Origin of the sequence: Paracoccus denitrificans (genome assembly GCF_900100045.1) — a bacterium.
Taxonomy (GTDB): domain Bacteria; phylum Pseudomonadota; class Alphaproteobacteria; order Rhodobacterales; family Rhodobacteraceae; genus Paracoccus; species Paracoccus denitrificans.
Genome location: NZ_FNEA01000008.1, coordinates 117,807 through 138,966 on the forward strand (window position 1 = coordinate 117,807; position 21,160 = coordinate 138,966).

The following is a 21,160-nucleotide window of genomic DNA, read 5'->3' on the forward strand; positions in this document are numbered from 1 at the left end:
TATCTCAGCGCAGGATCGGGGTGTTCTGCGCCATCACCGCCAGCGTGGCGCGGTCGGTCATCTCCAGCTCCTCGCCCTCCTCCAGTTGCAGAAGCTCGGCCAGCCGGCGGCGGCCGCGATTGGCGCGCGACTTGACGGTGCCCACGGCGACCCCGGTCATCGCCGCCGCTTCCTCATAGGAAAAGCCCGAGGCGCCCACCAGGATCAGCGCCTCGCGCTGCTCGTCGGGCAATTGCTCGAAGGCGGCGCGGAAATCGTTCAGCGCCAGGCGGCCGTCATGTTCGGGCCGGGTGGCCTGACGGGCGGCATGGACCCCGTCGGTATCGCTGACCTCGCGCTTGGTCTTGCGGCGGGCGGAATAGAAGGTGTTGCGCAGGATGGTGAACAACCAGGCCCGCAGGTTGGTGCCGGGCTGGAACTTGTCGATATGGGTCCAGGCCTTGACGATGGTGTCCTGCACCAGGTCGTCGGCCGAGGCCCCCTCGCGCGTCAGCGACAGCGCGAATGCGCGCAACGCCGGCAGATGATCGACCAGCTCGTCCCGAGGATCGCCATGGGCGCCGGAACGGGCGGTTCGCGCCGATTTTCGATCGGTCATGCAGTTCACTCCTGCTCGCGCAATTTGTCGAGCAATTGCAGGAACCTGTCGGGAATCTGCTGGGTCGTGTCCTGCTCGTAGACTCGGCGCAGATTCTCGTCGATCTGCTTTTCTATGGCTGCTCGCCTGCGTTCCTCACGCCTGGTATTCATTTTTTAGTTATTCCCGGTAATCTTGTGCGCACCTTGCCTAACCGTTACCTATCCGATCAGGTTCCGACACACGACGCTTTTTTCGAGGTAGCCATGACCGCAGCGGATCTCGCCCAGTCCATCAGCCGGGAACTGCCCTATCTGCGGCGCTACGCGCGTGCGCTGACGGGCAGCCAGACCGCCGGCGACAATTACGCCGCCGCCACGCTGGAGGCGATCCTGACCGATCGCAGCCTGATGGATGGCGAGGACACCCGCATCGGGCTGTTCCGCACCTTCCATGCCATCTGGCAAAGCTCGGGCCAGCCGGTCGAGCTGGAGGCGCAGTCCCCGCGCGAGGCCAGCGCCCAGGCGCATCTGCGCGGCCTGACCCCGAATTCCCGCGAGGCGCTGCTTTTGCGCACCATCGAGGAACTGCGCTACGACCAGATCGCCGCAGTCATGCAATGCCCGCAGGCCGAGGCCGAGGAACTGGTGCAGATCGCCCTGAACGAGATGAGCCAGGCGCTGACCGGCAAGGTCATGGTGATCGAGGACGAGACCATCATCGCCATGGACCTGAAGGGCATCGTGCAGGCCATGGGCCACGATGTCACCGGCATCGCCCGCACCCATGCCGCCGCGATCGACCTGGCGCATCAAAGCCGCCCGGACCTGATCCTGGCCGATATCCAGCTGGCCGACGGCTCGTCCGGCATCGAGGCGGTGAACGAGCTTCTGTCCAGCATGGGCGATATTCCGGTGATCTTCATCACCGCCTTCCCCGAGCGGCTGTTGACCGGGGACCGGCCGGAACCGGCCTTCCTGATCTCGAAGCCCTATTCCGAGGAACAGGTGCGCTCGGCGGTAAGCCAGGCGATGTTCTTTGCCTCGACCGAGGGGCTGAGCGTCGCCTGACGCGGTTCCTTGCGAGCTTTTTTGGTTCCACGACGGAACCGATCGGCCCGCTGGCACGGCCGCATGAGTATTTGAAGAACGAAGAAGCGGCGGGCAGGAGGCAACCTGCCTGCCTTTCGTCATCAGGCGCAGATTGCCGCCCGCGCCTCGGCATATTCCCGCGCCAGCCGGTCGACCAGCGCCCCCGCCGGCACCACCTCGCGCACCGCGCCGATGCCCTGGCCCGAACCCCAGATCTGGCTCCACGCCTTGGGCCGCGACGAGGCATCGGCGAAATTCATGTCCGAGACGTCGCCGCGCTCCAGGCTGGCCGGGTCGAGGCCGGCCGCGCGGATCGAAGGCGCAAGGTAATTGCCCGAAACCCCAGTGAACAGCGACGAGGTGACCACGTCCTCGGCCCCGGAATCGACGATCATGCGCTTGTATTCGGGCTGGGCGTTGGCCTCATCGGTGGCGATGAAGGGGCTGCCGACATAGGCAAGATCCGCGCCCATCGCCTGCGCCGCCAGAACCGCGCGGCCGGTGGCGATCGCGCCCGACAGCAGCAACGGGCCGTCGAACCATTCGCGGATTTCCTGCACCAGCGCAAAGGGCGATTGCGGCCCGGCATGGCCGCCGGCGCCGGCCGCCACCGCGATCAGCCCGTCGGCGCCCTTCTCGACGGCCTTCCTGGCGAAGCTGTTGTTGATGATGTCGTGCAGCGCGATGCCGCCGCAATCATGCGCCGCCGCGTTCACCTCGGGGCGGGCGCCGAGGCTGGTGATCCAGATCGGCACGCGATGCTTGTGGCAGATCTCGATGTCGCGCTGGAGACGTGCATTCGAACGATGCACGATCTGGTTCACCGCGAAGGGCGCGGCGGGATTGTCGGGATTGGCCTGGTTGTGGCGGTCCAGCTCGTCCTGGATCCGGGTCAGCCAGGCGTCGAGCAGCGGCGGCTCGCCGTCCTTTTCGCGGGCGTTGAGCGCAGGGAAGCTGCCGACGATGCCGGCCTTGCATTGCGCGATCACCAGTTCGGGGCCCGATACGATGAACATGGGCGAGGCGACGACGGGGATGCGCAGATGCGACAGGATCGGGGGCAGCATGAAATCCTCATGGGCAGGTGACCTGGGCAGATTGCCCGCGCCCTGCCACGCTGCCAACCCTGCCGTGGCGTCGCAAGCGCCCGGGCCTGCGGTTCAGTAGGGCAGCGGGTGGCTGCGATGCAGCCTGTCGATACGCTTGAGCGCCTCGTCGGACAGCCGCAGATCCAGCCCGGCCAGCAGATGGTCGAGCTGTGCCGTATCGGTGGCGCCGATGATCGGGATCGCATGGAAGGGCCGCTGCCGGGTGAAGGCGAGGCCATGTGGATCGGATCCAGCCCCAGTTCGGCCGCCAGCCCGTGCCAGGCGGCGACGGCGGCATCGGCGCGCGGGGTGCGTCGTCCGCCCAGATCGCCCGGCCCGCCGGTGGCGCGGTCGGCGGCGACGCGGCTGGCCGCCGGCTCGGCCCCGTCCAGGTATTTCCCGGTCAGAAGCCCCGCCGCCAGCGGCGAATAGGCCAGAAGCGTCACGCCCTCGTTCACCGCCAGTTCCGCCAGATCGGTGTCGAAGGCGCGGTAGAGCATCGAATATTCGTTCTGGATGCTCGCCACGCGCGGCGCGCCGATGCGCTCGGCGGTGTCGATCCAGCGCGCCGTGCCCCAGGCGGATTCGTTCGACAGGCCGAAGGCGCCGATCTTGCCGGCGCGCACGGCCTCGTCCAGCGCCGCCAGAACGTCCTCCATATGCGCAAGCGTCGCAGCCCGATCCTGTTTCGAGGGATCGTAGCGCCAGTTCTGGCGAAAGGCATAGCTGCCGCGCACCGGCCAGTGCAGTTGGTAGAGGTCGATATGGTCGGTATTCAGCCGCCTGAGCGAGGCATCGATGATCCGGCGCAGGATGGCACCGTCGAAGCCCGCGGCCCGCACCTTGTCGCCGGGGCCCGTCGCCTTGGTGGCGATCTGCACCCGGTCGCGGGTGCCGCGGGCGGAAAGCCAGGCGCCGACGATCTCTTCGGTCAGGCCCACGGTTTCGCGCCGCACCGGGTTCACCGGATAAAGCTCGGCCGTGTCGAAAAAGGTGATGCCGGCGGCCAGCGCGCGATCCATCTGCGCATGCGCCTCGGCCTCTGCCGTCTGGTTCCCGAAGGTCATCGTGCCCAGGCAAACCCCGCTGACGCGAAGATCGCTGGTGCCGAGCGTGGTGCTGTCCATTGCCGTCCTTTCGTCGCATCTGGCGGAAGAGAGTGGGAGTCGAACCCACCCGGGACAGGCTCACTGCCCCAACCGGATTTGAAGTCCGGCCGCCCCACCGGGGACGCTTCTCTTCCCTATCCCCGACCGTCCGGCCCGTCCGGGGTGAACAGGTCGATCCGGTGAGGGTTGATGCGACGAAGATCGCCCCGACGCAAGGTCAGACCGAGCCGGTCGAAGAAGTCAAGGATCTGGATCGCCACCTTGCGCCCGTTCCGCACCCGGTCGCGAAAATCCGGGGCGGTGAACCAGCCCTCCGGCGCCTGGGCCGCGATGTCGCGGATGATGCCGACCATCTCGACCGTGGTGGCGCGGGCGAAGAAATGGTCATGGGCGATCTGGTCGATGCGGCCCTGGCGCGCAGCCATGCGCAGGATGCGGCGGACCTCGGGCTCGTCGGCGCCGAATTCCTGGGCAAAGTCGCGCACGCGCGGCGGGCGAAAGCGTTCCTCGCCAACAAGGCGCGGCAAGATGCGCTCCAGCAGAGCCTCGTCCTCGGGCGAGAGGCGGGGCAGGTGGCCGGGCAGGCGGATGAAGGCACCGTCCAGCGCGATGCGCCCCGCCGCCGCCTCGGCCCGCAGGAAGGCGGCGAAATCGGGCTTGGGCAGGCGCGGGTCCAGCGAGAGCCGCAGCTTTTCCCGGCCCAGCCCCTGAAGATCGGCGTTCTCGGCGTGAAAGGCGGCCAGTTCCGCTTGCATCCGTTCGCGCAGCGCACCCAGCCGGGCGGGGCTTAGCGCCTGCCGCGTTCCCGGAACGATGGCGATGCCCGAGGAGGCAATGGCCCGGTCAAGCTCGGCCGGCGACAAGGCGCGGTCGCGGGCGAAGGCGTCGAGGTCGACCAGCGCCAGCCCGGCCATGGCAGCCAGCGCCTTGTCAGGATCGGGCAGGGCCATGGCGCGCAGGACGGCCAGACGCTCGGGTCGGGTGCGGTGGCGGGCGGGCGCGCGCAGGTCGACCAGCCGCCCGCCGCCGATTGTGCGCCGGGCCGAAACGTCGCGCAGGATGAAGCGTTCGCCCACGGTCGCGGCCAAGGGACGGTCCAGGACAAGCTGCACCAACCCCTCCTCGCCCGGCGCCAGCGGCCCCTCCAGCGGCACGATGCGGGCGCCGGTTTCGGCAGCACCCAGATGCAGGCGGGCGGGGAACCAGGTGGCCAGCGGCTTGGGCTCGCCCTCCAGAGCGCGCAGGATCACGTCGATGCGCTGGGTCGGCGCGTGCAGCACGGGGTCCAGCGCCACGTCTCCGCGGTGGATCGCATCGCGCGTCACCCCCTCGCCGGCAAGGTTCAGGGCGCAGCGCTGGCCGGCAAGCCCGGCTTCGGCCTTGCGGCTCTGGGCGTGGATGCCGCGCACCCGGGCCGGCAGGCCCAAGGGGCTGATGGCGATCTGGTCGCCCAGGGCGACCCGGCCCGACAGCACCGTGCCGGTAACGACGGTGCCCGTCCCGGCCAGGGTGAAGCTGCGGTCGATGGTAAGGCGAAAGCACGCCTCGGCAGCGCGGGCGCCGGTTTCGGCCTCGGCCTGCACCAGCGCGGCGCGCAAGGCGTCGATGCCCGCGCCGGTCAGCGACGAAACCGGAAAGACCGGCGCACCGGCAAGGCCGGTGGGGGCCAGCAATTCGGCGATCCCGGCGGAAAGCCGGGCGATGCGTTCGGGCGGCGCCAGGTCGGATTTGGTCAGCGCGACCATGCCGCGGGTGATGCCCAGAAGGTCCAGGATGGCCAGATGCTCGCGCGTCTGCGGCATGATGCCGTCATCGGCGGCGACGACCAGCAGGGCAAGGTCGATGCCGCCGGCGCCGGCCAGCATGGTATGGACGAATTTCTCATGCCCCGGCACGTCGACGAAGCCCGTCACGCCGCCGCCGCCCAGATCGGCATAGGCAAAGCCCAGCTCGATGGTGATGCCGCGGGCCTTTTCCTCGGCCAGCCGGTCGGTCTCGACCCCGGTCAGCGCCCGGACCAGCGCCGTCTTGCCATGGTCGATGTGACCTGCCGTGCCGACGATCATGAGCCGCGCCGCACCACCGTCAATAGCCGGTCAGGAAGGGGTTGAAGCCGCCCCGCTTCCATTCGGTGTCCCGCATCATCAGGTCGAGGCCCAGGCTCGCCACATCGTCGGCGACGGGTTCCAGCGAGGGATTGCGGTTCTGATACAGGACCTTGACCCAGCGATCGCATTCGCGGCAGACCTCGGCCTTGACCGTGGCCTCGCCGGTCTCGACCGAGCGATAGCTGATGCCCTTGGTCGAGCCGCAGCAGAGGCATTTCACCCGCACCTCGTTCCACAGCACCTGGCAGGTGGCGCAGGAACAATAGCGCGCCCCTTCGGCGCCGATGCTTTCGGTCACCAGGCTGGCGACCGGCCGGCCGCCGCAGGCCGGGCAGGTGCCGGTGCGGATCGGCACCAGTTGCGCGGCATCCAGCATCGCCGCCTGCATCGCGGCATGGACCTGCAAGGCGGCGGCGGCGAAAAGATGCGGGGCCACGCTGTCCTCGGGGATGGTGTCGGCCAGCACATTGCCCATCACCCAGCCCAGATCCAAGGGCTCGGCCGCCTGCAATGCCACCAGCGCCAGCCGGGCGGGTTCGGGCATCTCAAGGGACGCGAGCCGCTCCAGCAGCAGGGGCAGCGCCTGTGCCAGCCCCTCGCGCATGGCATTGCGGTCGAGCGGCGGCATGCGGCTGGCGCGGGCGAGTTCGATCCGCTCGGGCGGCAACGGTTCGGGCTGGGGCAATTCGCGGGCCAGATCGGCCTGCGCCCGGCAGATGCCGGCCAGAAAGCGCAGATAGGGCGCAAGGTTCGGGCTGTGCCCGGCCAGGAAATCGAACCGCTCGGCGCGGGTCGAGAACAGCGCCACGGGCTGGGGCAGGCGCGCCAGCGGAACCTTGGCGACGCCGCCGATCATCGAGGGATCGGGTTTCAGGGCAGTGGACATGGCTTCCTTTCGGATCGCTTTGCTCTACTCTGCCGGGCCGCCTCCCTCGCGTCCAGCCAGTTCGCGCAGCCATTTGCGATGGTGCCGCCAGGCCCAGCCGCCGGTCACCGTGCCGCGCGTCATGGCGCGGATGGTGCCCCGCGTCCAGATCGCCGCATAGACGTGCAGGATGAAGGTCAGAATGATCGCCACCGCCGCCAGCGCATGGATCAGCACCGCCCAGCGCCGCACCGGGATCGAGACCAGGTCGGGGAAATATTGCTGCCAGATCATCACGCCCGACACGATCAGCACCGCGATCAGCACCGACATGGCCCAGAAGACGAATTTCTGCCCGGCATTGTATTTGCCAAGCTCGGGCAGTTTCTCCTCTTCGCCGCGGACGACCTCGCCGATATGGCTGACCCAGGTGCGATCCTCGGGGCGGGGCAGGTTCAGCCGCCACATCTGCAAGAACAGCAACAGGAAGCTGAAGAACAGCAGCACGCCGACAAAGGGATGCAGCCAGCGCGTCGTCTGCCCGCCGCCGAACAGCCCGGTCAGGAAGTAGAGCGAGGGGTGGAACAGCGCCAGCCCCGAAAGCAGCAGCACGATCAGGCTGGCCGCCGTCACCCAGTGGTTCAGCCGGGTGATGCCGCGATAGCGGCTGACCGTGACCGGATGCCGGCTTTCGATATGGTCGCCCGGTTGCGAGAACATGCGTTTCGGCATCACAGCACCTCCCTTCCCGGCGGGACCGGGGGTTCGCGCGCCTCGACCAGTTCCTCGGCATGGGTTTCATCCTCGGCCGAGACCTTGTTGGCGCGTGTCATCAGCCCGTGCAGGACCGAGCCGATGGCCGCCGCACCGATGGCGGCCAGGCCCAGCGTCTTGGTCACGCCCTTCCAGCCCTCGACCACCGGCGAGATGCGCGGCTCCTCGGGCAGGTTGGAGTAAAGCGAGGGCTGGTCCGCATGATGCAGCACATAGAAGACATGCGTGCCGCCCACCCCCTGCGGATCATAGATGCCGGCATTGTCGTAGCCGCGCGACTTCAGGTCCTCGACCCGCGCTTCGGCATGGGCCAGCATGTCCTCCTTGGTGCCGAAGACGATGGCCTGGGTAGGGCAGGCCTTGGCGCAGGCCGGACCCTGGCCTACCGCCACCCGGTCCGAACACAGCGTGCATTTGTAGCTGACATGGGTTTTCTGGCTGATGCGCGGGATGTTGAACGGACAGCCCGTCACGCAATAGCCGCAGCCGATGCAGTTCTCGTGGATGAAATCCACGATGCCGTTCGAATATTGCACGATGGCGCCGGGGGCCGGGCAAGCCTTGAGACAGCCCGGATCGGCGCAATGCATGCAGCCGTCCTTGCGGATCAACCATTCGAAATCGCCGGTCTGCGGGTTCTCGTATTCGGAAAACCGCATCAGGGTGAACATGTCGGGCGTCAGGTCGTGCGGGTTTTCGTAAAGGCCGACGTTCTGCTCGATCTCGGGATAGGTGTCGTTCCATTCGGCGCAGGCCGATTGGCACGCCTTGCAGCCGATGCATTTCGACACGTCGATCAGCTTGGCCACCGGCGTCAACTCGCGCGTCGGCGGCGGCAGGTCGGGCATAGCCGAGGAACGGACGACATCGCCCGGCCCCAGGTTGGCCTGCATCGGCTGCACCGGCGGGTTCGAGACCGCCGTGCGCGGGCTGTCGAGGTTCGGGTCCGTCGTCATGACACGGCCTCCCCTGTCGCGGGTTCGATATTGACCAGGAACGCCTTGAATTCAGGCGTTTCCACATTGGCGTCGCCGACAAAGGGCGTCAGGCTGTTCGGCCCGAACCCCTTGCGCGCCGCACCCATGAAGCCCCAATGCAGCGGGATGCCGATGACATGCACCAGCTTGTCGCCGCATTGCATCGGCTTCAGCCGGCCGGTCACCAACGCCTTGGCCTTGACCTCGCCCCGCTTGGACCAGACCCGCACCCAGCCGCCTCGCCGGATGCCCTTTTCGGCGGCCAGCTCTTCGCTGATCTCGACGAAGAACTCGGGCTGCAAGGCCGCGTTGATGCGGTTGTGCTTGGTCCAGTAGTGGAAATGCTCGGTCAGGCGATACGAGGTCGCCGCGATCGGGAATTCCTCGCTGGTGGCGAATTGCTCGGCATCGCTGGCAAAGACCCGCGCCACCGGGTTGCCGCGCATCTGCGGGTTGAACACGTTGGCGATGGGCGACTCGAACGGCTCCATATGCGTCGGGAAGGGACCGTCGCGCATCATGCCCCGCGTGAACAGGCGCGAGACGCCCTCCTGGTTCATGATGAACGGACCGACATCGCCGGGCTTGGCCGTGGGCGCGATGTCGGGCACGTCGTAGCCGGTCCATTTCTCGCCATCCCATTCCAGCAGCTTGCGAGAGGGATCCCAGGGCCGGCCCTGCATATCCGCCGAGGCCCGATTGTAGAGAATCCGCCGGTTCAGCGGCCAGGAAAAGGTCCAGTTCGGATAGGCGCCGGTCTCGTCGGGGTCGGCATTGTCCCGGCGGGCCATGTTGTTGCCGTCCTCGTTCCAGCAGCCGGAATAGATCCAGCAGGCGCCCATGGTCGAGCCGTCGTCGCGATACTGGCTGAAGTTCAGAAGCTGCTTGCCCCTGGCGGTCAGCAGTTTCGTCGGGTCGGCGGTGTCGTAGACATCCTCCAGCGCCCGGCCGTTCATCTCCTTGGCCAGTTCCTCGGGCGAGGGCTCGTCGGGATCGGCATAGTTCCAGGTCAGGTTCAGGATCGGGTCGGGGAACACGCCGCCTTCTTCCTGATAGAGCTTTTTCACCCGCAGGAAGATCTGCGCCATGATCCAGGTGTCATGCCTGGCCTGGCCGGGCGGGGTCGCCGCCGACCAGTGCCATTGCAGCCAGCGCCCCGAATTGACCAGCGCGCCGTCGTCCTCGGCAAAGCAGGACGAGGGCAGTTCCAGCACTTCGGTCTGGATCGAGGCGGTGTCCACGTCGTTGTGCTCGCCGTGGTTTTCCCAGAAATGCGCCGTCTCGGTCTCAAGCGGGTCCATGACCACCAGAAGCTTCAGCTTGCTGAGCGCCTCCGTGACCTTGGCCCGGTTCGGAAAGGACAGGAGCGGGTTGAAGCCCTGGCAGAAATACAGGTTCACCTGTCCCGCATTCATCAGCTCGAACATGCGCAGGATGTCATAGGTCGGCACGTCCAGCTTGGGCAGGTAGTGATAGGCCCAGTCGTTCTCGGCCGTGGCGGCGTCGCCCCACATCGCCTTCATGAAGCTGACCATGAACTTGGGATAGTTCTGCCAATAGCTGGTCTGGCCCGGACGCAGCGGCTTGAAGCTGCGGCTGGACATGTAGGTCTGCCAGTCCGGCTCTTTCTCGGTCGGGATGTTCAGATAGCCGGGGATCAGGTTCGACATCAGCCCGATATCGGTCAGGCCCTGGATGTTGGAATGGCCCCGCAGCGCGTTCATCCCGCCGCCCCGGACGCCGATATTGCCCAGGATCAGCTGCAGCATCGCCATGCCGCGGATGTTCTGCGCCCCTTTCGAGTGCTGGGTCCAGCCAAGCGCATACATCGAGGTCATGGTCTTGTCGGGCGCCGAGCATTCGCCGATCATCTCGGCGATTTTCAGGAAGCGATCCCTGGGCGTGCCGCAAACCTCCTCGACCAGTTCGGGCGTATAGCGCGAGACATGCTCCTTGAGCAGGCTCCAGACGCAGCGCGGATGCTCCAGCGCCATGTCCACGGCGGCAAAGCCGTCCTCGCCGATCACGTAGTCCCAGCTCGACTTGTCATAATCGCGCTTTTCCGGGTCGTAGCCGGTGAACAGCCCGTCGCTCCAGCCGTATTCGTCCTTCACGATCAGGGGGGCGTTGGTGAAGTTCTTCACATAGTCCCACTGCACCTTGTCGTTCTGGATCAGCCAGTTGATCATCGCCATCAGGAAGACGATGTCCGAACCGGGCCGGATCGGCGCATAATAGTCGGCTACCGAAGCCGTGCGGGTAAAGCGCGGATCCACCACGATCAGCCTGGCGCCGCGCGTGGCCTTGGCTTCGGTCACCCATTTGAAGCCGCAGGGATGCGCTTCGGCGGCATTGCCGCCCATGACGACAACGAGGTCGGTATTCTTGATGTCGGTCCAGGAGTTGGTCATCGCTCCACGGCCAAATGTCGGGCCCAAACTGGACACCGTGGGGCCGTGTCAGACGCGCGCCTGGTTGTCGAATCCGACGATCCCCATGGACCTGACCACCTTGTAGGTCAGCCATGCGGTTTCATTGGTGGTGGCCGAGGCCGCCAGATAGCCGGTGGTGGTCCAGCGGTTGACGGGCACGCCGTCGTCGTTGGTCAGCACCATGTTGGCGTCGCGGTCGTCCTTGAGTGCGCGGGCGATCTTGTCCAGCGCCTCTTCCCAGGAAATCTCCTCGAAGCTCGCCGCGCCGGGGCGGCGAATGCGGGGCGTGGTCAGCCGCGTCTCGGCATTGACGAAATCCTTCAGCGCCGCGCCTTTCGGGCAAAGCGTGCCGCGGTTGGTCGGGTGGTCCGCATCGCCCTCGATATGCACCACTTTGGCCTCTTCGCCGGCCTTCAGGTCGCCGTCCGAATAGATGATGATGCCGCAGGCCACCGAGCAATAGGGGCAGGTGTTGCGCGTCTCGGTCGTCGAGGCCAGCTTGAAGGCGCGCACATGCGCCTGTTCCGCCGCCTCGGCTCCGCCGAAGCCCATGGCCCCCAGCGATGTCGCCGCGACACCCGCACCCGCCAGTTTCAGGAAACCGCGCCGCGAGAGGTCGATATTCATCGTGCCCTCCTTTTGCCTGTCGAAGAGATAGGTACGGGGTCAGGATCGCGCGGTATGGTAGTTCTGTCAAGCTTGGCACGAAAAAGGCGCAGCCGTGGCCGCGCCCTCAAGTTCTTGTTATTCCGTTGTGTTTATTGTTGCATAACGAAGGCTCAGACCTCGACTGAGACTGCCCCGATCGGATGCGAGCAGCAGGCCAGGATATAGCCTTCCTCGATGTCCTCGTCGGTGATGCCGCCGTTATGGACCATATGCACCTCGCCGGCGGTCTTCCTGACCTTGCAGGTGCCGCAAAGGCCGAAGGTGCAGCCCGAGGGGATGTTGAGCCCGTTGGCCTTGGCGACCGCCAACACCGTGTCGGTTTCCTGGCACTTCGCCACCACGCCCGAGCTTTCGAAGGTGATCTGGGCAGCGCTTTCCTCGTCCGGGACCACGTCGTCCAGCACCGGCGCCTCGGCCTCGTTGCGGATGGGCGCACCGAAGCTTTCCTGGTGATAGTGGTCCATGTCGAAGCCCAGGGCGATCAGCATGTCGCGCACCGCCTGCATGAAGGGCTCGGGTCCACAACAGAACACCTCGCGCTCCAGGTAATCCGGCGCCATCAGACCCAGCATGATCTGGTTCAGCCGGCCGCGATAACCGTGCCAGGTGCGGAACGGGTCGGATTCCTCGACCGCGAAGCGCAGTTGCAGGCCCGGCACGCGGTCGGCCATGCCCTCCAGCCGCTGGCGAAAGATGATGTCGGCCGGCGCGCGCGCGGCATGGACGAAGACGATGTCCGGCATCTCGCCCGAATCCCAGGCCCAGGTGGTCATCGACATCACCGGCGTGATGCCCGAGCCGGCCGAGATGAACAGGTATTTCGGCGCCTCGTGCCGGACGAAGGAAAAGATCCCCGCCGGCCCAAAGGCCTTCAGCCGCATCCCCGGTCGCAGATGGTCGATCATCCAGCGCCCGCCGACGCTGCCCGGCTGCGCCTTGACCGTGACCGAGATCGACAGCGGCCGCGAGGGGCTGGAGCTGATCGTATAGGTCCGCTGCACGTTGCCGCCGGGGACCGGCAGGTCCAGCGTGACGAACTGGCCGGGCTGGTAGTCGAAATAGGCCCCAGAAGGCGCGCGGAAGGTGAAGGTGGCGGTGTCCGAGGTCTCGGGCACCACCATCGCGCATTCCAGCGGCTCGTCATCCTTCCACGGCCGGTCGCCGAATGCCTTGACCAGGACTGCCATTATTCCGCCGCCATGGCCGGACGCGGCGACAGGCGATCCATCATCTGCCGCACATACCAGTCGACGAAATGGATCACGCCCTCTTCCTGGTTGGGGGAATAGGGGCCGGGCTCATAGGCGGGGGACAGGATACCCTTCTGGTTCTCCTCGACCACGCGGCGGTCCTCGTCGTTGGTCGCCAGCCACACCTCGGTCAGCTTTTGCAGGTCGTAGTCGACCCCTTCGACCGCATCCTTGTGGACCAGCCATTTCGAGGTCACCTCGGTCTCGGTGGGCGAGATCGGCAGCAGGCGGAACACGATGGCATGGTCGGGCAGGAAATGGTTCCAGCTCGACGGGAAGTGATAGAACATCAGGCTGCCCGCATCGTTCCACGGGATCGTGCCCATGCGCCGGTTCACCGCCGCCTTGGTGGACATGGTAAAGCTTTCGGCATTGTTCAGCAGCGGCACGCGGGCAAAGCGCCATTGCATCCCCGGCTCGTTCACGAAGCGCGCGGGCAGGCCGGCCTTGTCGCAGCGGTTCCAATGCGACAGGATCTCGGGCGAGGCGGCATTCGGCCCCTCCATCACCGTCATCAGCGGGTTGTCGGAATAGGTCCGGCAAAGCGAGGGATGGCTGCCGCCGCAGTGATAGCATTCGCGGTTGTTCTCGATCACCAGCTTCCAGTTGCCCTTCTCGACGATGGTCGAGGTAAAGGCGACCTTGGCGTTCGACAGGTCGCTTGCGCCGACATAGTCGCGCAGGAAACCGCCGAGCTGCTCGAAATCCGGCGGATCGTCGGCCAGGCAGATGAAGACCATGCCGCCCTCGGTCCGGCAATGCACCGGCTTCAGGCTGAATTTCGACGGATCGAAATCGGGGCCCATGTCGCGGGCGAACAGAAGCTTGCCGTCGAGGTCATAGGTCCATTGGTGATAGGGGCAGACCAGCTTGGGCGACGTGCCGTTCTGCTTGGGGCAAAGCCGCTGGCCACGATGGCGGCAGACGTTGTGAAAGGCGCGGATCTGCCCGTCGGCACCGCGCACGATCACCACCGGATATTCGCCGATCTGCAGGGTGGCGTGGTTGCCGGTCTTGGGGATGTCGCAGGAAGGAATGGCGAAGAGCCATTCGCGATACCAGAGGTTTTCCAGATCGGCATGAAAGACGCCCTCGTCGCAGTAGAGGTCGCGGCTGAGCGAGAAGTTCTTCCGCCGGTTGGCGAGCTGGTCCAGGATTTCAGCTGTGTTCAGCATGGCTTGATTCCGTCACAAAGGGGCATCCTGCGCAAAGCATTGCACCCCTTTGCCCTGCCGTAACTTGCCAAATGCGACGCCCGGATGACGGAAACGGACATCGGCCGGTTTTGCGCCTCGCCGCAGCGTGCCGCAACGAGGCGAGCGGCACACCGCAGAGCGAAACGGTGCGCAGGCAGCCGAATGTCGCGACAAGCAGATGATCCTGTTCTCGATCCGCCGCCGGCGGCTTGCAGCAACCCTTTCCCCGGGAGTCTTTCAAGGGACTATTCCCGGGACGGACGGCCTCCGTCCGGTCGCGGGGAGACCCCGCGCGCATAACCCTGTGGATAAGCCGGGGCGACTCAGGGGGCGGGATCTGTGGAGATTGCGCCCCTTCCTCCTGCCCTCCAGATCCGATGAGAGGACAGAGCATGAACGAAGCCGGTTTCTCCACATGTCCAAAACCTGTCAGAAACAGCCCACAAGCTGTGGAAAAGAAAAATTTTCACAAACTTATCCACAGGTGCATTCCAGCTATACCGCTGTTTCCTTGACGTTTTTTCAATAACAGATCTTTAGCGCACGTTTTTTCCCCAAATGCCGCCAGCTGGGGAATTTTGTCGTGAAACGGGGGTTTCCCGTCATCCACAGGGCCAACCACAACAACATCCTTATCTTTATCTTTATTTCTTTTTGATAGAGAGAAGGTGCGCCGGAGGTGTGACATGACCGATTTCCTGCCGCTCGCTTATCCCTGGATCAAAGCCTTGCATGTCATGGCGGTGCTTTCCTGGATGGCTGGACTGTTCTATCTGCCCCGGCTGTTCGTCTATCACGCCGAACGCGGCCATCTTGGGCAAGAGCCGGTGCAATCCTTTCGGATCATGGAAGACAAGTTGCTGCGCCTGATCATGAATCCGGCGATGATCGTCACATGGATCGCAGGTCTTGCGCTGGTGCTGACGCCTGGCATCGTGGACTGGACGATGATCTGGCCCTGGACCAAGGCAGCCGGGGTGCTGGGAATGACCTGGTTTCACATGTGGCTGGCCGGCCAGCGCAAGGCGCTTCTGCTTGGCCAGGGGCTAAGCGGCCGGCGCTATCGCATGATGAACGAGGTTCCGACCCTTCTCATGGTCCTGATCGTGCTGTCGGTGATCGTGAAATTCTAGAAGAATTGACTCGCGCCCGGATTCTGCCTATGTGACCCGCAACCGCCGTCCGGTGGGGTTTTTCCTGACACAGTTTTCTGCGCGGACCGATCATGCGTCGGATAGTGCGCGCCCATAGGCTAGACATGACCGAAGAACGCCTCAACCTGTCCGATCTCAAGGCCAAGAGCCCGGCCGACCTGCTGGCCATGGCCGAGGAGTGGGAAATCGAGAACGCCTCGACCATGCGCAAGGGCGAGATGATGTTCTCGATCCTCAAGGAGCATGCCGAGGAAGGCTTCGAGATCGGCGGCGACGGCGTGCTGGAGGTTGTCCAGGACGGTTTCGGCTTCCTGCGCTCGCCCGAGGCGAACTATCTGCCAGGGCCCGACGACATCTATGTCAGCCCCGACATGATCCGCCAGCACAGCCTGCGCACCGGCGACACGGTCGAGGGCGTGATCCGCGCCCCGGGCGAGAACGAACGGTATTTCGCCCTGACCAAGGTCGAGAAGATCAACTTCGAGAATCCCGAGAAAGCCCGCCACAAGGTCGCCTTCGACAACCTGACGCCGCTTTATCCGAACGAACGCCTGAAGATGGAGATCGAGGATCCGACCATCAAGGACCGTTCGGCCCGGATCATCGACCTGGTGGCGCCGATCGGCAAGGGCCAGCGTTCGTTGATCGTGGCGCCGCCGCGCACCGGCAAGACGGTGTTGCTGCAGAACATCGCCCATTCGATCGAGAAAAATCACCCGGAATGCTATCTGATCGTGCTGCTGATCGACGAGCGGCCGGAAGAGGTGACCGATATGCAGCGTTCCGTGAAAGGCGAGGTGATTTCCTCGACCTTCGACGAACCGGCCAGCCGGCACGTCGCCGTGTCGGAGATGGTGATCGAGAAGGCCAAGCGCCTTGTCGAACATAAACGAGATGTTGTGATTCTTCTGGATTCTATCACAAGACTTGGTAGAGCCTTCAACACCGTGGTGCCTAGTTCGGGCAAGGTCCTGACCGGCGGTGTCGACGCGAATGCCTTGCAGCGTCCGAAGCGATTCTTTGGCGCGGCCCGGAATATCGAAGAGGGCGGTTCGCTGACCATCATCGCTACGGCGCTGATCGATACCGGCTCGCGTATGGATGAGGTGATCTTCGAGGAATTCAAGGGCACCGGCAACAGCGAGATCGTGCTGGATCGCAAGGTGGCCGACAAGCGCGTGTTCCCGGCCATGGATATTCTCAAGTCCGGCACCCGCAAAGAAGAATTGCTGGTCGATGCCAAGGATCTGCAAAAGACCTATCTGCTGCGGCGCATCCTGAACCCGATGGGGACCACGGATGCCATCGAATTCCTGATCTCGAAGCTGAAGCAGACCAAGACCAATGGCGAATTCTTCGATTCGATGAACGCCTGACGGCGCGGAGGATGCGGTGGATACGATCTTTGCCGAGGCGACCCCGCCCGGTCGAGGGGGCGTTTCCGTTGTCCGCCTCAGCGGACCGAAGGCGCATGCGACACTGGAATCCCTGGCTGGACCAGTTGCAACGCCCCGGATGGCGGCGTTGCGGGCGTTGCGGGATGGCGACGACCTGATCGACCGCGCGCTGGTGATATGGTTTGCGGAAGGTCACAGCTTTACCGGCGAGGAAGTGGCCGAACTGCATCTGCATGGCGCGCCCGTCATCGCCAGCCGACTGTCGCAGGCGTTGCTGGCAAGGGGATTGCGGCGCGCCGAAGCAGGCGAATTTACCAAGCGCGCCTTCCTCAACGGTCGCATCGATCTGGCCGAAGCCGAAGGTCTGGCTGACCTGCTTTCAGCCGAGACCGAGGCACAGCGCAAGCTTGCCATGCGAGCGACGGAAGGCGAGTTGGGACGCAAAGCCGACGAGCTGCGGTCCAAACTGATCCGCGCCGGCGCATTGATCGAGGCCAGCATCGATTTTGCCGATGAGGAAGTGCCCGATGAGGTTCCTGAAGAGGCGTTGGACCTGATAAAAGCGGTCCGCAGCGATATCCAGGGGATGTTGGCAAGCTATCCGGCCACCGAACGGCTGCGCCAGGGCTATGAAGTGGCCATCATTGGACCGCCGAATGCCGGGAAATCGACTTTGCTGAACCGGATCGGCCAAAGGGAAATCGCGCTGGTTTCAGAGATTGCGGGGACCACGCGGGATATCCTTGAATTGCATACGGATTTGCGTGGCTTGCCGGTAACCTTCCTGGATACGGCCGGTCTGCGCGAGAGCAGTGATCCGGTAGAGGCGATGGGGGTTGCACGAGCTGTGCAACGGGCTGCGGAAGCGGATCTGCGCATCCATTTGTCGGTCGATGGCGTTCCTGAAGAAACCTTGGTGCTGGGCGATATTATCGTCCGTTCCAAGGCGGATCTGGGCCGGGGCGAGGAAACTGCCATTTCCGGCCTGACCGGGGAAGGGGTCGCGGAGCTTCTGGATTTGGTCTATGATCGCCTGCGAGTCAGGGCTGCCGATTCAGGGTTGGTTGGGCACAAGCGGCAGGCAGAGGCCTTGCAGCGCGCGGTGGCGGCTTTGGCGATTGACGACAGCTTGGCACCGGAGTTTCTGGCAGAAGCCTTGCGGCAGGCAGCGCAAGCGTTGGCGATGATGGTTGGGCGGGTCGGGGCTGAGGATTATCTGGACGAGATCTTCAGTTCCTTCTGTATCGGAAAGTAAGGTTCCACGTGAAACAATTCGACGTAATCGTGATTGGTGGAGGCCATGCCGGCGTGGAAGCGGCCATGGCTGCGGCCCGCATGGGTGTGAAAACCGCGCTGGTCACGTTGCACCGCGACGATATCGGCACCATGTCCTGCAACCCTGCGATCGGGGGGCTGGGAAAGGGCCATCTGGTCCGAGAAATCGACGCGCTCGATGGAGTCATGGGGAAACTCGCCGATACCGCCGGCATTCAGTTTCGGCTTTTGAACCGACGCAAGGGTCCTGCCGTGCAAGGGCCTCGTGCACAGGCGGATCGCAAGCTTTATCGTTCGGCTGCGGCGAAGATAGTGGCCGGACAGGACGGTCTGTCTCTGATCCTGGGCGAGGCTGCCGAATTACTGCATGAGCGTGGCCAAGTCACCGGCTTGCGGCTGGCCGATGATAGCGAATTGCAGGCGCGGCAGATCATCCTGACCACCGGAACATTCCTGAACGGTTTGATTCACATAGGGGAAATCAGCCGCCAAGCAGGCCGCTGGGGCGGGTCCACCTCCGTGACCTTGGCCGCTTCGCTTCGTCCGTTGAACCTGCCGCTGGGGAGGTTGAAGACCGGAACGCCTCCGCGCATTCTGCGGCAGAGCATCGATTGGGAGAGCCTGCATCAGCAGCCGGGTGATGAAGAACCGGTGATGTTCTCTTACCTGAATACGGTGCCGGAAGCTCCGCAAGTCAGCTGCGCGATCACGCATACCAACCCCGACACACACCGAATAATTCGCGAAAACCTTGCGCGATCAGCGATGTATGGGGGGCGGATCGATGGCGTGGGACCGCGATACTGCCCTTCGATTGAGGACAAGGTCGTCCGTTTTGCCGACAAGGAATCGCATCAGATCTTCCTGGAGCCGGAAGGTCTGGATAGCGATCTTGTCTATCCAAACGGGATTTCGACGTCTTTGCCGGAAGATATCCAACTCGCTTACGTCCGTTCAATCCGCGGTCTCGAGCGGGCGCAGATCGCGCAGCCGGGCTATGCGGTGGAATATGACTATGTCGACCCGCGTGCCTTGGCTGCGTCGCTGGAGGTCAAGAATTTGTCAGGGCTGTTCCTGGCCGGGCAGATCAACGGCACGACGGGTTATGAAGAGGCGGCGGCGCAAGGGCTGGTCGCTGGTCTCAATGCGGCATTGAAGGCGCAAGGCCGCGAGGCGTTGCATTTCAGCCGGTCGCAAAGCTATATCGGGGTGATGATCGATGATCTCACCACGCGCGGTGTCAGCGAGCCCTATCGCATGTTCACATCGCGTGCCGAATTCCGGCTCTCGCTTCGGGCGGATAACGCTGATCAGCGTTTGACGCCTTTTGGTATCGATATTGGCTGTGTCGGCCAGGAGCGCAGAGCGGCATTCTCTGAAAAGATGCGGCGCTATACTGCGGCGCGGGACCGTGCCGAGTCCGTATCCTTTACTCCGACGGAGCTTTCCCGTTCGGGGATCGAGGTGCGTCACGATGGGGCTCGACGCAGCCTGTTTGCTCTGCTGGCTCAGCAGGAAATACCGCAAGATCAAGTCCTTGCACTGGATGATCAGCTTGTATTGCAAGATCCCGCCATCATCCGCCAGTTGGCCACAGATGCGCTTTATCATCAGTATACGGACCGTCAGGGCAAGGATGCCGAGCTGCTCCGAAAGGAAGAGGCAGTAGCCATACCAGCCGAGTTTGATTACGACGCGCTTTCTGGCCTGTCCAACGAACTCAAATTCAAGCTGAACCAACATCGCCCGGCGACGCTGGCTGCCGCTGCGAATATCGAGGGGATGACCCCGGCTGCGCTGACCTTGATCCTCGCCGTGATCCGTGCCGGCAATCGCCGCAGCGCCTGATGAGTGTTTCACGTGAAACAGAACGCCTCGCGACTTATGCCGGGCTGCTGCGGAAATGGAATCCGGCCATCAATCTGATTGCTGCTTCGACAATTGATCAGATCGAGGCGCGTCATATCGCTGACAGTTTGCATCTGGTCGAGATCGCGAAGAATGCACAAGGAAGCTGGGTCGATCTGGGCAGCGGTGGCGGGCTTCCCGGCATCGTGGTCGCGATCATGCGGCCTGATCTGGAGCTGTCCATGGTGGAAAGCGACCAGCGCAAGGGGGCATTCTTGCGCAATGCCATTCGCGAGCTGGCACTGCCGCACGCAAAGGTGCTGTGCAAACGCATCGAGGCTTTGGATCGGCTCGATGCCGCCAATCTCAGTGCAAGAGCCCTTGCTCCGCTTCCGCAGCTCATGGCATATGTAGAGCGGCACCTGAGCCCGTCTGGAACAGCATGGCTGATGAAAGGCCGAAACTGGCAAGCCGAGGTTTCTCAGGCGCAAAGCGATTGGAAGTTCGACCTGAAAACCCACCAAAGCGCGACAGATCCTGACGCGGCCATTCTGGAAATCACGGGACTCCGCCATGCCTGACACACGCATCATTGCTGTTGCAAACCAGAAGGGTGGGGTCGGAAAGACTACCACGGCAATCAATCTTGGCGCGGCCTTGGCCGAACAAGGTCAGCGCGTCGCTATCATTGACCTTGACCCGCAGGGCAATGCCTCCACTGGTTTGGGCGTGCCGTTGGAAGAACGCGAGCTGACGTCCTATGACCTGCTGACCGGGGAGCGCGCATTGCAGGAAACGCTGCGCGACACGGCGATTGCCAATCTCCGCGTCGTGCCGTCGAACCGCGACCTTGCCTCGGCGGATTTTGAGCTCTCCAACCGGCCCGGTCGGACCCAGCTTTTGCGCCGGAAACTGTCGGCTCCTTCGGAATTCGACTATATTCTGATCGATTGTCCGCCGGCGCTTGGCCTTCTTACGGTGAACGCCATGGTGGCGTCTGACAGCGTCCTGGTGCCGCTGCAAGCCGAGTTTTATGCGCTGGAGGGGCTTTCGCAGCTGTTGATGACGGTGCGCGAGGTGCGGCAAACCGCAAATCCCGATTTGCGCATCGAGGGCGTGCTGCTGACCATGTCCGACAATCGTAACAACCTGTCTCAGCAAGTCGAGGCGGATGCGCGCAGCACGCTTTCCGGCCTGGTCTATCGCACGGTGATTCCGCGCAATGTGCGGCTGTCCGAGGCGCCATCGCATGCCATGCCGGTGCTGCAATATGATCCGAACTCCAAGGGAAGCCACGCCTATCGCGATCTGGCAAGGGAGTTCCTGTCCCGTCAACTCGCGACCGCCTGA

At 64.1% G+C, this 21,160-nt stretch carries 19 protein-coding genes, 1 tRNA gene and 1 pseudogene; 7 read left to right on the forward strand and 14 right to left on the reverse strand.

All coding sequences use genetic code 11. The annotated features are described in order from the left end of the window. Nucleotides 1-4 precede the first annotated feature (4 nt). On the reverse strand, nt 5-598 hold the full coding sequence (locus BLT64_RS08785) for an RNA polymerase sigma factor (RefSeq protein WP_011749095.1): 594 nt from the start codon (nt 596-598) through the stop codon (nt 5-7). Between the two features lie 5 nt (nt 599-603). Continuing rightward, nucleotides 604-750, reverse strand: coding sequence for a NepR family anti-sigma factor (locus BLT64_RS08790; RefSeq protein ID WP_011749096.1), 147 nt, complete (start codon nt 748-750; stop codon nt 604-606). Nucleotides 751-843: 93 nt separating this feature from the next. On the opposite strand from BLT64_RS08790, the gene BLT64_RS08795 reads away from it, so the two are divergent. Beyond that, nucleotides 844-1,647 carry a response regulator gene (locus tag BLT64_RS08795; RefSeq protein WP_011749097.1) on the forward strand — a complete coding sequence of 268 codons (804 nt, stop codon included), beginning with the start codon at nt 844-846 and terminating at the stop codon, nt 1,645-1,647. A gap of 122 nt (nt 1,648-1,769) precedes the next feature. On the opposite strand, the gene BLT64_RS08800 is transcribed toward BLT64_RS08795, so the two are convergent. The 12 genes and pseudogenes from BLT64_RS08800 to BLT64_RS26285 form a co-directional block, all read right to left on the reverse strand. Continuing rightward, the gene (locus tag BLT64_RS08800) at nt 1,770-2,735 is read right to left on the reverse strand and encodes an NAD(P)H-dependent flavin oxidoreductase (protein ID WP_041530001.1); all 966 of its coding nucleotides are present in this window, start codon (nt 2,733-2,735) and stop codon (nt 1,770-1,772) included. A 93-nt stretch (nt 2,736-2,828) separates the two neighbouring features. Continuing rightward, nucleotides 2,829-3,883, reverse strand: a pseudogene (locus BLT64_RS08805) (aldo/keto reductase). Nucleotides 3,884-3,903: 20 nt separating this feature from the next. Beyond that, nucleotides 3,904-3,999, reverse strand: a tRNA-Sec gene (locus BLT64_RS08810). Then, nucleotides 4,000-5,931 (reverse strand): selenocysteine-specific translation elongation factor, encoded by a 1,932-nt coding sequence (selB, locus tag BLT64_RS08815; RefSeq protein ID WP_011749100.1) that lies wholly within the window; start codon nt 5,929-5,931, stop codon nt 4,000-4,002. 19 nt (nt 5,932-5,950) lie between these two features. Then, nucleotides 5,951-6,859 carry a formate dehydrogenase accessory protein FdhE gene (gene fdhE / locus BLT64_RS08820; RefSeq protein ID WP_011749101.1) on the reverse strand — a complete coding sequence of 303 codons (909 nt, stop codon included), beginning with the start codon at nt 6,857-6,859 and terminating at the stop codon, nt 5,951-5,953. A gap of 24 nt (nt 6,860-6,883) precedes the next feature. After that, nucleotides 6,884-7,570: a formate dehydrogenase subunit gamma gene (locus BLT64_RS08825; protein WP_011749102.1), complete on the reverse strand. Its 687-nt coding sequence runs from the start codon at nt 7,568-7,570 to the stop codon at nt 6,884-6,886. Next, nucleotides 7,570-8,568, reverse strand: a complete 999-nt coding sequence (gene fdxH / locus BLT64_RS08830; RefSeq protein ID WP_011749103.1) for a formate dehydrogenase subunit beta — start codon at nt 8,566-8,568, stop codon at nt 7,570-7,572. The genes BLT64_RS08825 and fdxH overlap by 1 nt, the downstream gene beginning before the upstream one ends. Then, nucleotides 8,565-11,036, reverse strand: coding sequence for a formate dehydrogenase-N subunit alpha (gene fdnG / locus BLT64_RS08835; protein ID WP_478219514.1), 2,472 nt, complete (start codon nt 11,034-11,036; stop codon nt 8,565-8,567). The genes fdxH and fdnG overlap by 4 nt, the downstream gene beginning before the upstream one ends. A gap of 12 nt (nt 11,037-11,048) precedes the next feature. Then, nucleotides 11,049-11,648 carry a twin-arginine translocation signal domain-containing protein gene (locus BLT64_RS27895; RefSeq protein WP_011749105.1) on the reverse strand — a complete coding sequence of 200 codons (600 nt, stop codon included), beginning with the start codon at nt 11,646-11,648 and terminating at the stop codon, nt 11,049-11,051. A 152-nt stretch (nt 11,649-11,800) separates the two neighbouring features. After that, nucleotides 11,801-12,877, reverse strand: coding sequence for an FAD-binding oxidoreductase (locus BLT64_RS08840; RefSeq protein WP_011749106.1), 1,077 nt, complete (start codon nt 12,875-12,877; stop codon nt 11,801-11,803). Further along, the gene (locus tag BLT64_RS08845) at nt 12,877-14,115 is read right to left on the reverse strand and encodes an aromatic ring-hydroxylating oxygenase subunit alpha (RefSeq protein ID WP_011749107.1); all 1,239 of its coding nucleotides are present in this window, start codon (nt 14,113-14,115) and stop codon (nt 12,877-12,879) included. The genes BLT64_RS08840 and BLT64_RS08845 overlap by 1 nt, the downstream gene beginning before the upstream one ends. A gap of 487 nt (nt 14,116-14,602) precedes the next feature. Then, nucleotides 14,603-14,824: a hypothetical protein gene (locus BLT64_RS26285; RefSeq protein ID WP_128492962.1), complete on the reverse strand. Its 222-nt coding sequence runs from the start codon at nt 14,822-14,824 to the stop codon at nt 14,603-14,605. Here BLT64_RS26285 and BLT64_RS08850 point away from each other — a divergent pair. From BLT64_RS08850 to BLT64_RS08875, 6 genes are all read left to right on the forward strand, one after another. Further along, entirely contained in the window at nt 14,823-15,269 is a 447-nt protein-coding gene (locus BLT64_RS08850; protein ID WP_011746351.1) for a CopD family protein, read from the forward strand. The two genes, BLT64_RS26285 and BLT64_RS08850, sit on opposite strands and share 2 nt — an antisense overlap. A gap of 125 nt (nt 15,270-15,394) precedes the next feature. After that, nucleotides 15,395-16,666: a transcription termination factor Rho gene (gene rho / locus BLT64_RS08855; RefSeq protein ID WP_041529676.1), complete on the forward strand. Its 1,272-nt coding sequence runs from the start codon at nt 15,395-15,397 to the stop codon at nt 16,664-16,666. Nucleotides 16,667-16,682: 16 nt separating this feature from the next. Beyond that, nucleotides 16,683-17,942: a tRNA uridine-5-carboxymethylaminomethyl(34) synthesis GTPase MnmE gene (mnmE, locus tag BLT64_RS08860; protein ID WP_011746353.1), complete on the forward strand. Its 1,260-nt coding sequence runs from the start codon at nt 16,683-16,685 to the stop codon at nt 17,940-17,942. A gap of 8 nt (nt 17,943-17,950) precedes the next feature. Continuing rightward, nucleotides 17,951-19,810, forward strand: coding sequence for a tRNA uridine-5-carboxymethylaminomethyl(34) synthesis enzyme MnmG (gene mnmG, locus BLT64_RS08865; RefSeq protein WP_011746354.1), 1,860 nt, complete (start codon nt 17,951-17,953; stop codon nt 19,808-19,810). Beyond that, entirely contained in the window at nt 19,810-20,391 is a 582-nt protein-coding gene (gene rsmG / locus BLT64_RS08870) for a 16S rRNA (guanine(527)-N(7))-methyltransferase RsmG (protein ID WP_011746355.1), read from the forward strand. The genes mnmG and rsmG overlap by 1 nt, the downstream gene beginning before the upstream one ends. Beyond that, nucleotides 20,384-21,160: a ParA family protein gene (locus BLT64_RS08875; protein WP_011746356.1), complete on the forward strand. Its 777-nt coding sequence runs from the start codon at nt 20,384-20,386 to the stop codon at nt 21,158-21,160. The genes rsmG and BLT64_RS08875 overlap by 8 nt, the downstream gene beginning before the upstream one ends.

What these genes read in the sequence shown, in the direction of transcription:
- BLT64_RS08845 (WP_011749107.1), bottom strand. Translation starts at nt 14,115, where the DNA reads ATGCTGAACACAGCTGAAATCCTGGACCAGCTCGCCAACCGGCGGAAG.
- BLT64_RS08850 (WP_011746351.1), top strand. Translation starts at nt 14,823, where the DNA reads ATGACCGATTTCCTGCCGCTCGCTTATCCCTGGATCAAAGCCTTGCAT.
- rho (WP_041529676.1), top strand. Translation starts at nt 15,395, where the DNA reads ATGACCGAAGAACGCCTCAACCTGTCCGATCTCAAGGCCAAGAGCCCG.
- selB (WP_011749100.1), bottom strand. Translation starts at nt 5,931, where the DNA reads ATGATCGTCGGCACGGCAGGTCACATCGACCATGGCAAGACGGCGCTG.
- BLT64_RS26285 (WP_128492962.1), bottom strand. Translation starts at nt 14,824, where the DNA reads ATGTCACACCTCCGGCGCACCTTCTCTCTATCAAAAAGAAATAAAGAT.
- BLT64_RS08785 (WP_011749095.1), bottom strand. Translation starts at nt 598, where the DNA reads ATGACCGATCGAAAATCGGCGCGAACCGCCCGTTCCGGCGCCCATGGC.
- BLT64_RS08795 (WP_011749097.1), top strand. Translation starts at nt 844, where the DNA reads ATGACCGCAGCGGATCTCGCCCAGTCCATCAGCCGGGAACTGCCCTAT.
- BLT64_RS08825 (WP_011749102.1), bottom strand. Translation starts at nt 7,570, where the DNA reads ATGCCGAAACGCATGTTCTCGCAACCGGGCGACCATATCGAAAGCCGG.
- fdhE (WP_011749101.1), bottom strand. Translation starts at nt 6,859, where the DNA reads ATGTCCACTGCCCTGAAACCCGATCCCTCGATGATCGGCGGCGTCGCC.
- BLT64_RS08875 (WP_011746356.1), top strand. Translation starts at nt 20,384, where the DNA reads ATGCCTGACACACGCATCATTGCTGTTGCAAACCAGAAGGGTGGGGTC.
- BLT64_RS08800 (WP_041530001.1), bottom strand. Translation starts at nt 2,735, where the DNA reads ATGCTGCCCCCGATCCTGTCGCATCTGCGCATCCCCGTCGTCGCCTCG.
- BLT64_RS08790 (WP_011749096.1), bottom strand. Translation starts at nt 750, where the DNA reads ATGAATACCAGGCGTGAGGAACGCAGGCGAGCAGCCATAGAAAAGCAG.
- fdxH (WP_011749103.1), bottom strand. Translation starts at nt 8,568, where the DNA reads ATGACGACGGACCCGAACCTCGACAGCCCGCGCACGGCGGTCTCGAAC.
- BLT64_RS08840 (WP_011749106.1), bottom strand. Translation starts at nt 12,877, where the DNA reads ATGGCAGTCCTGGTCAAGGCATTCGGCGACCGGCCGTGGAAGGATGAC.
- BLT64_RS27895 (WP_011749105.1), bottom strand. Translation starts at nt 11,648, where the DNA reads ATGAATATCGACCTCTCGCGGCGCGGTTTCCTGAAACTGGCGGGTGCG.
- rsmG (WP_011746355.1), top strand. Translation starts at nt 19,810, where the DNA reads ATGAGTGTTTCACGTGAAACAGAACGCCTCGCGACTTATGCCGGGCTG.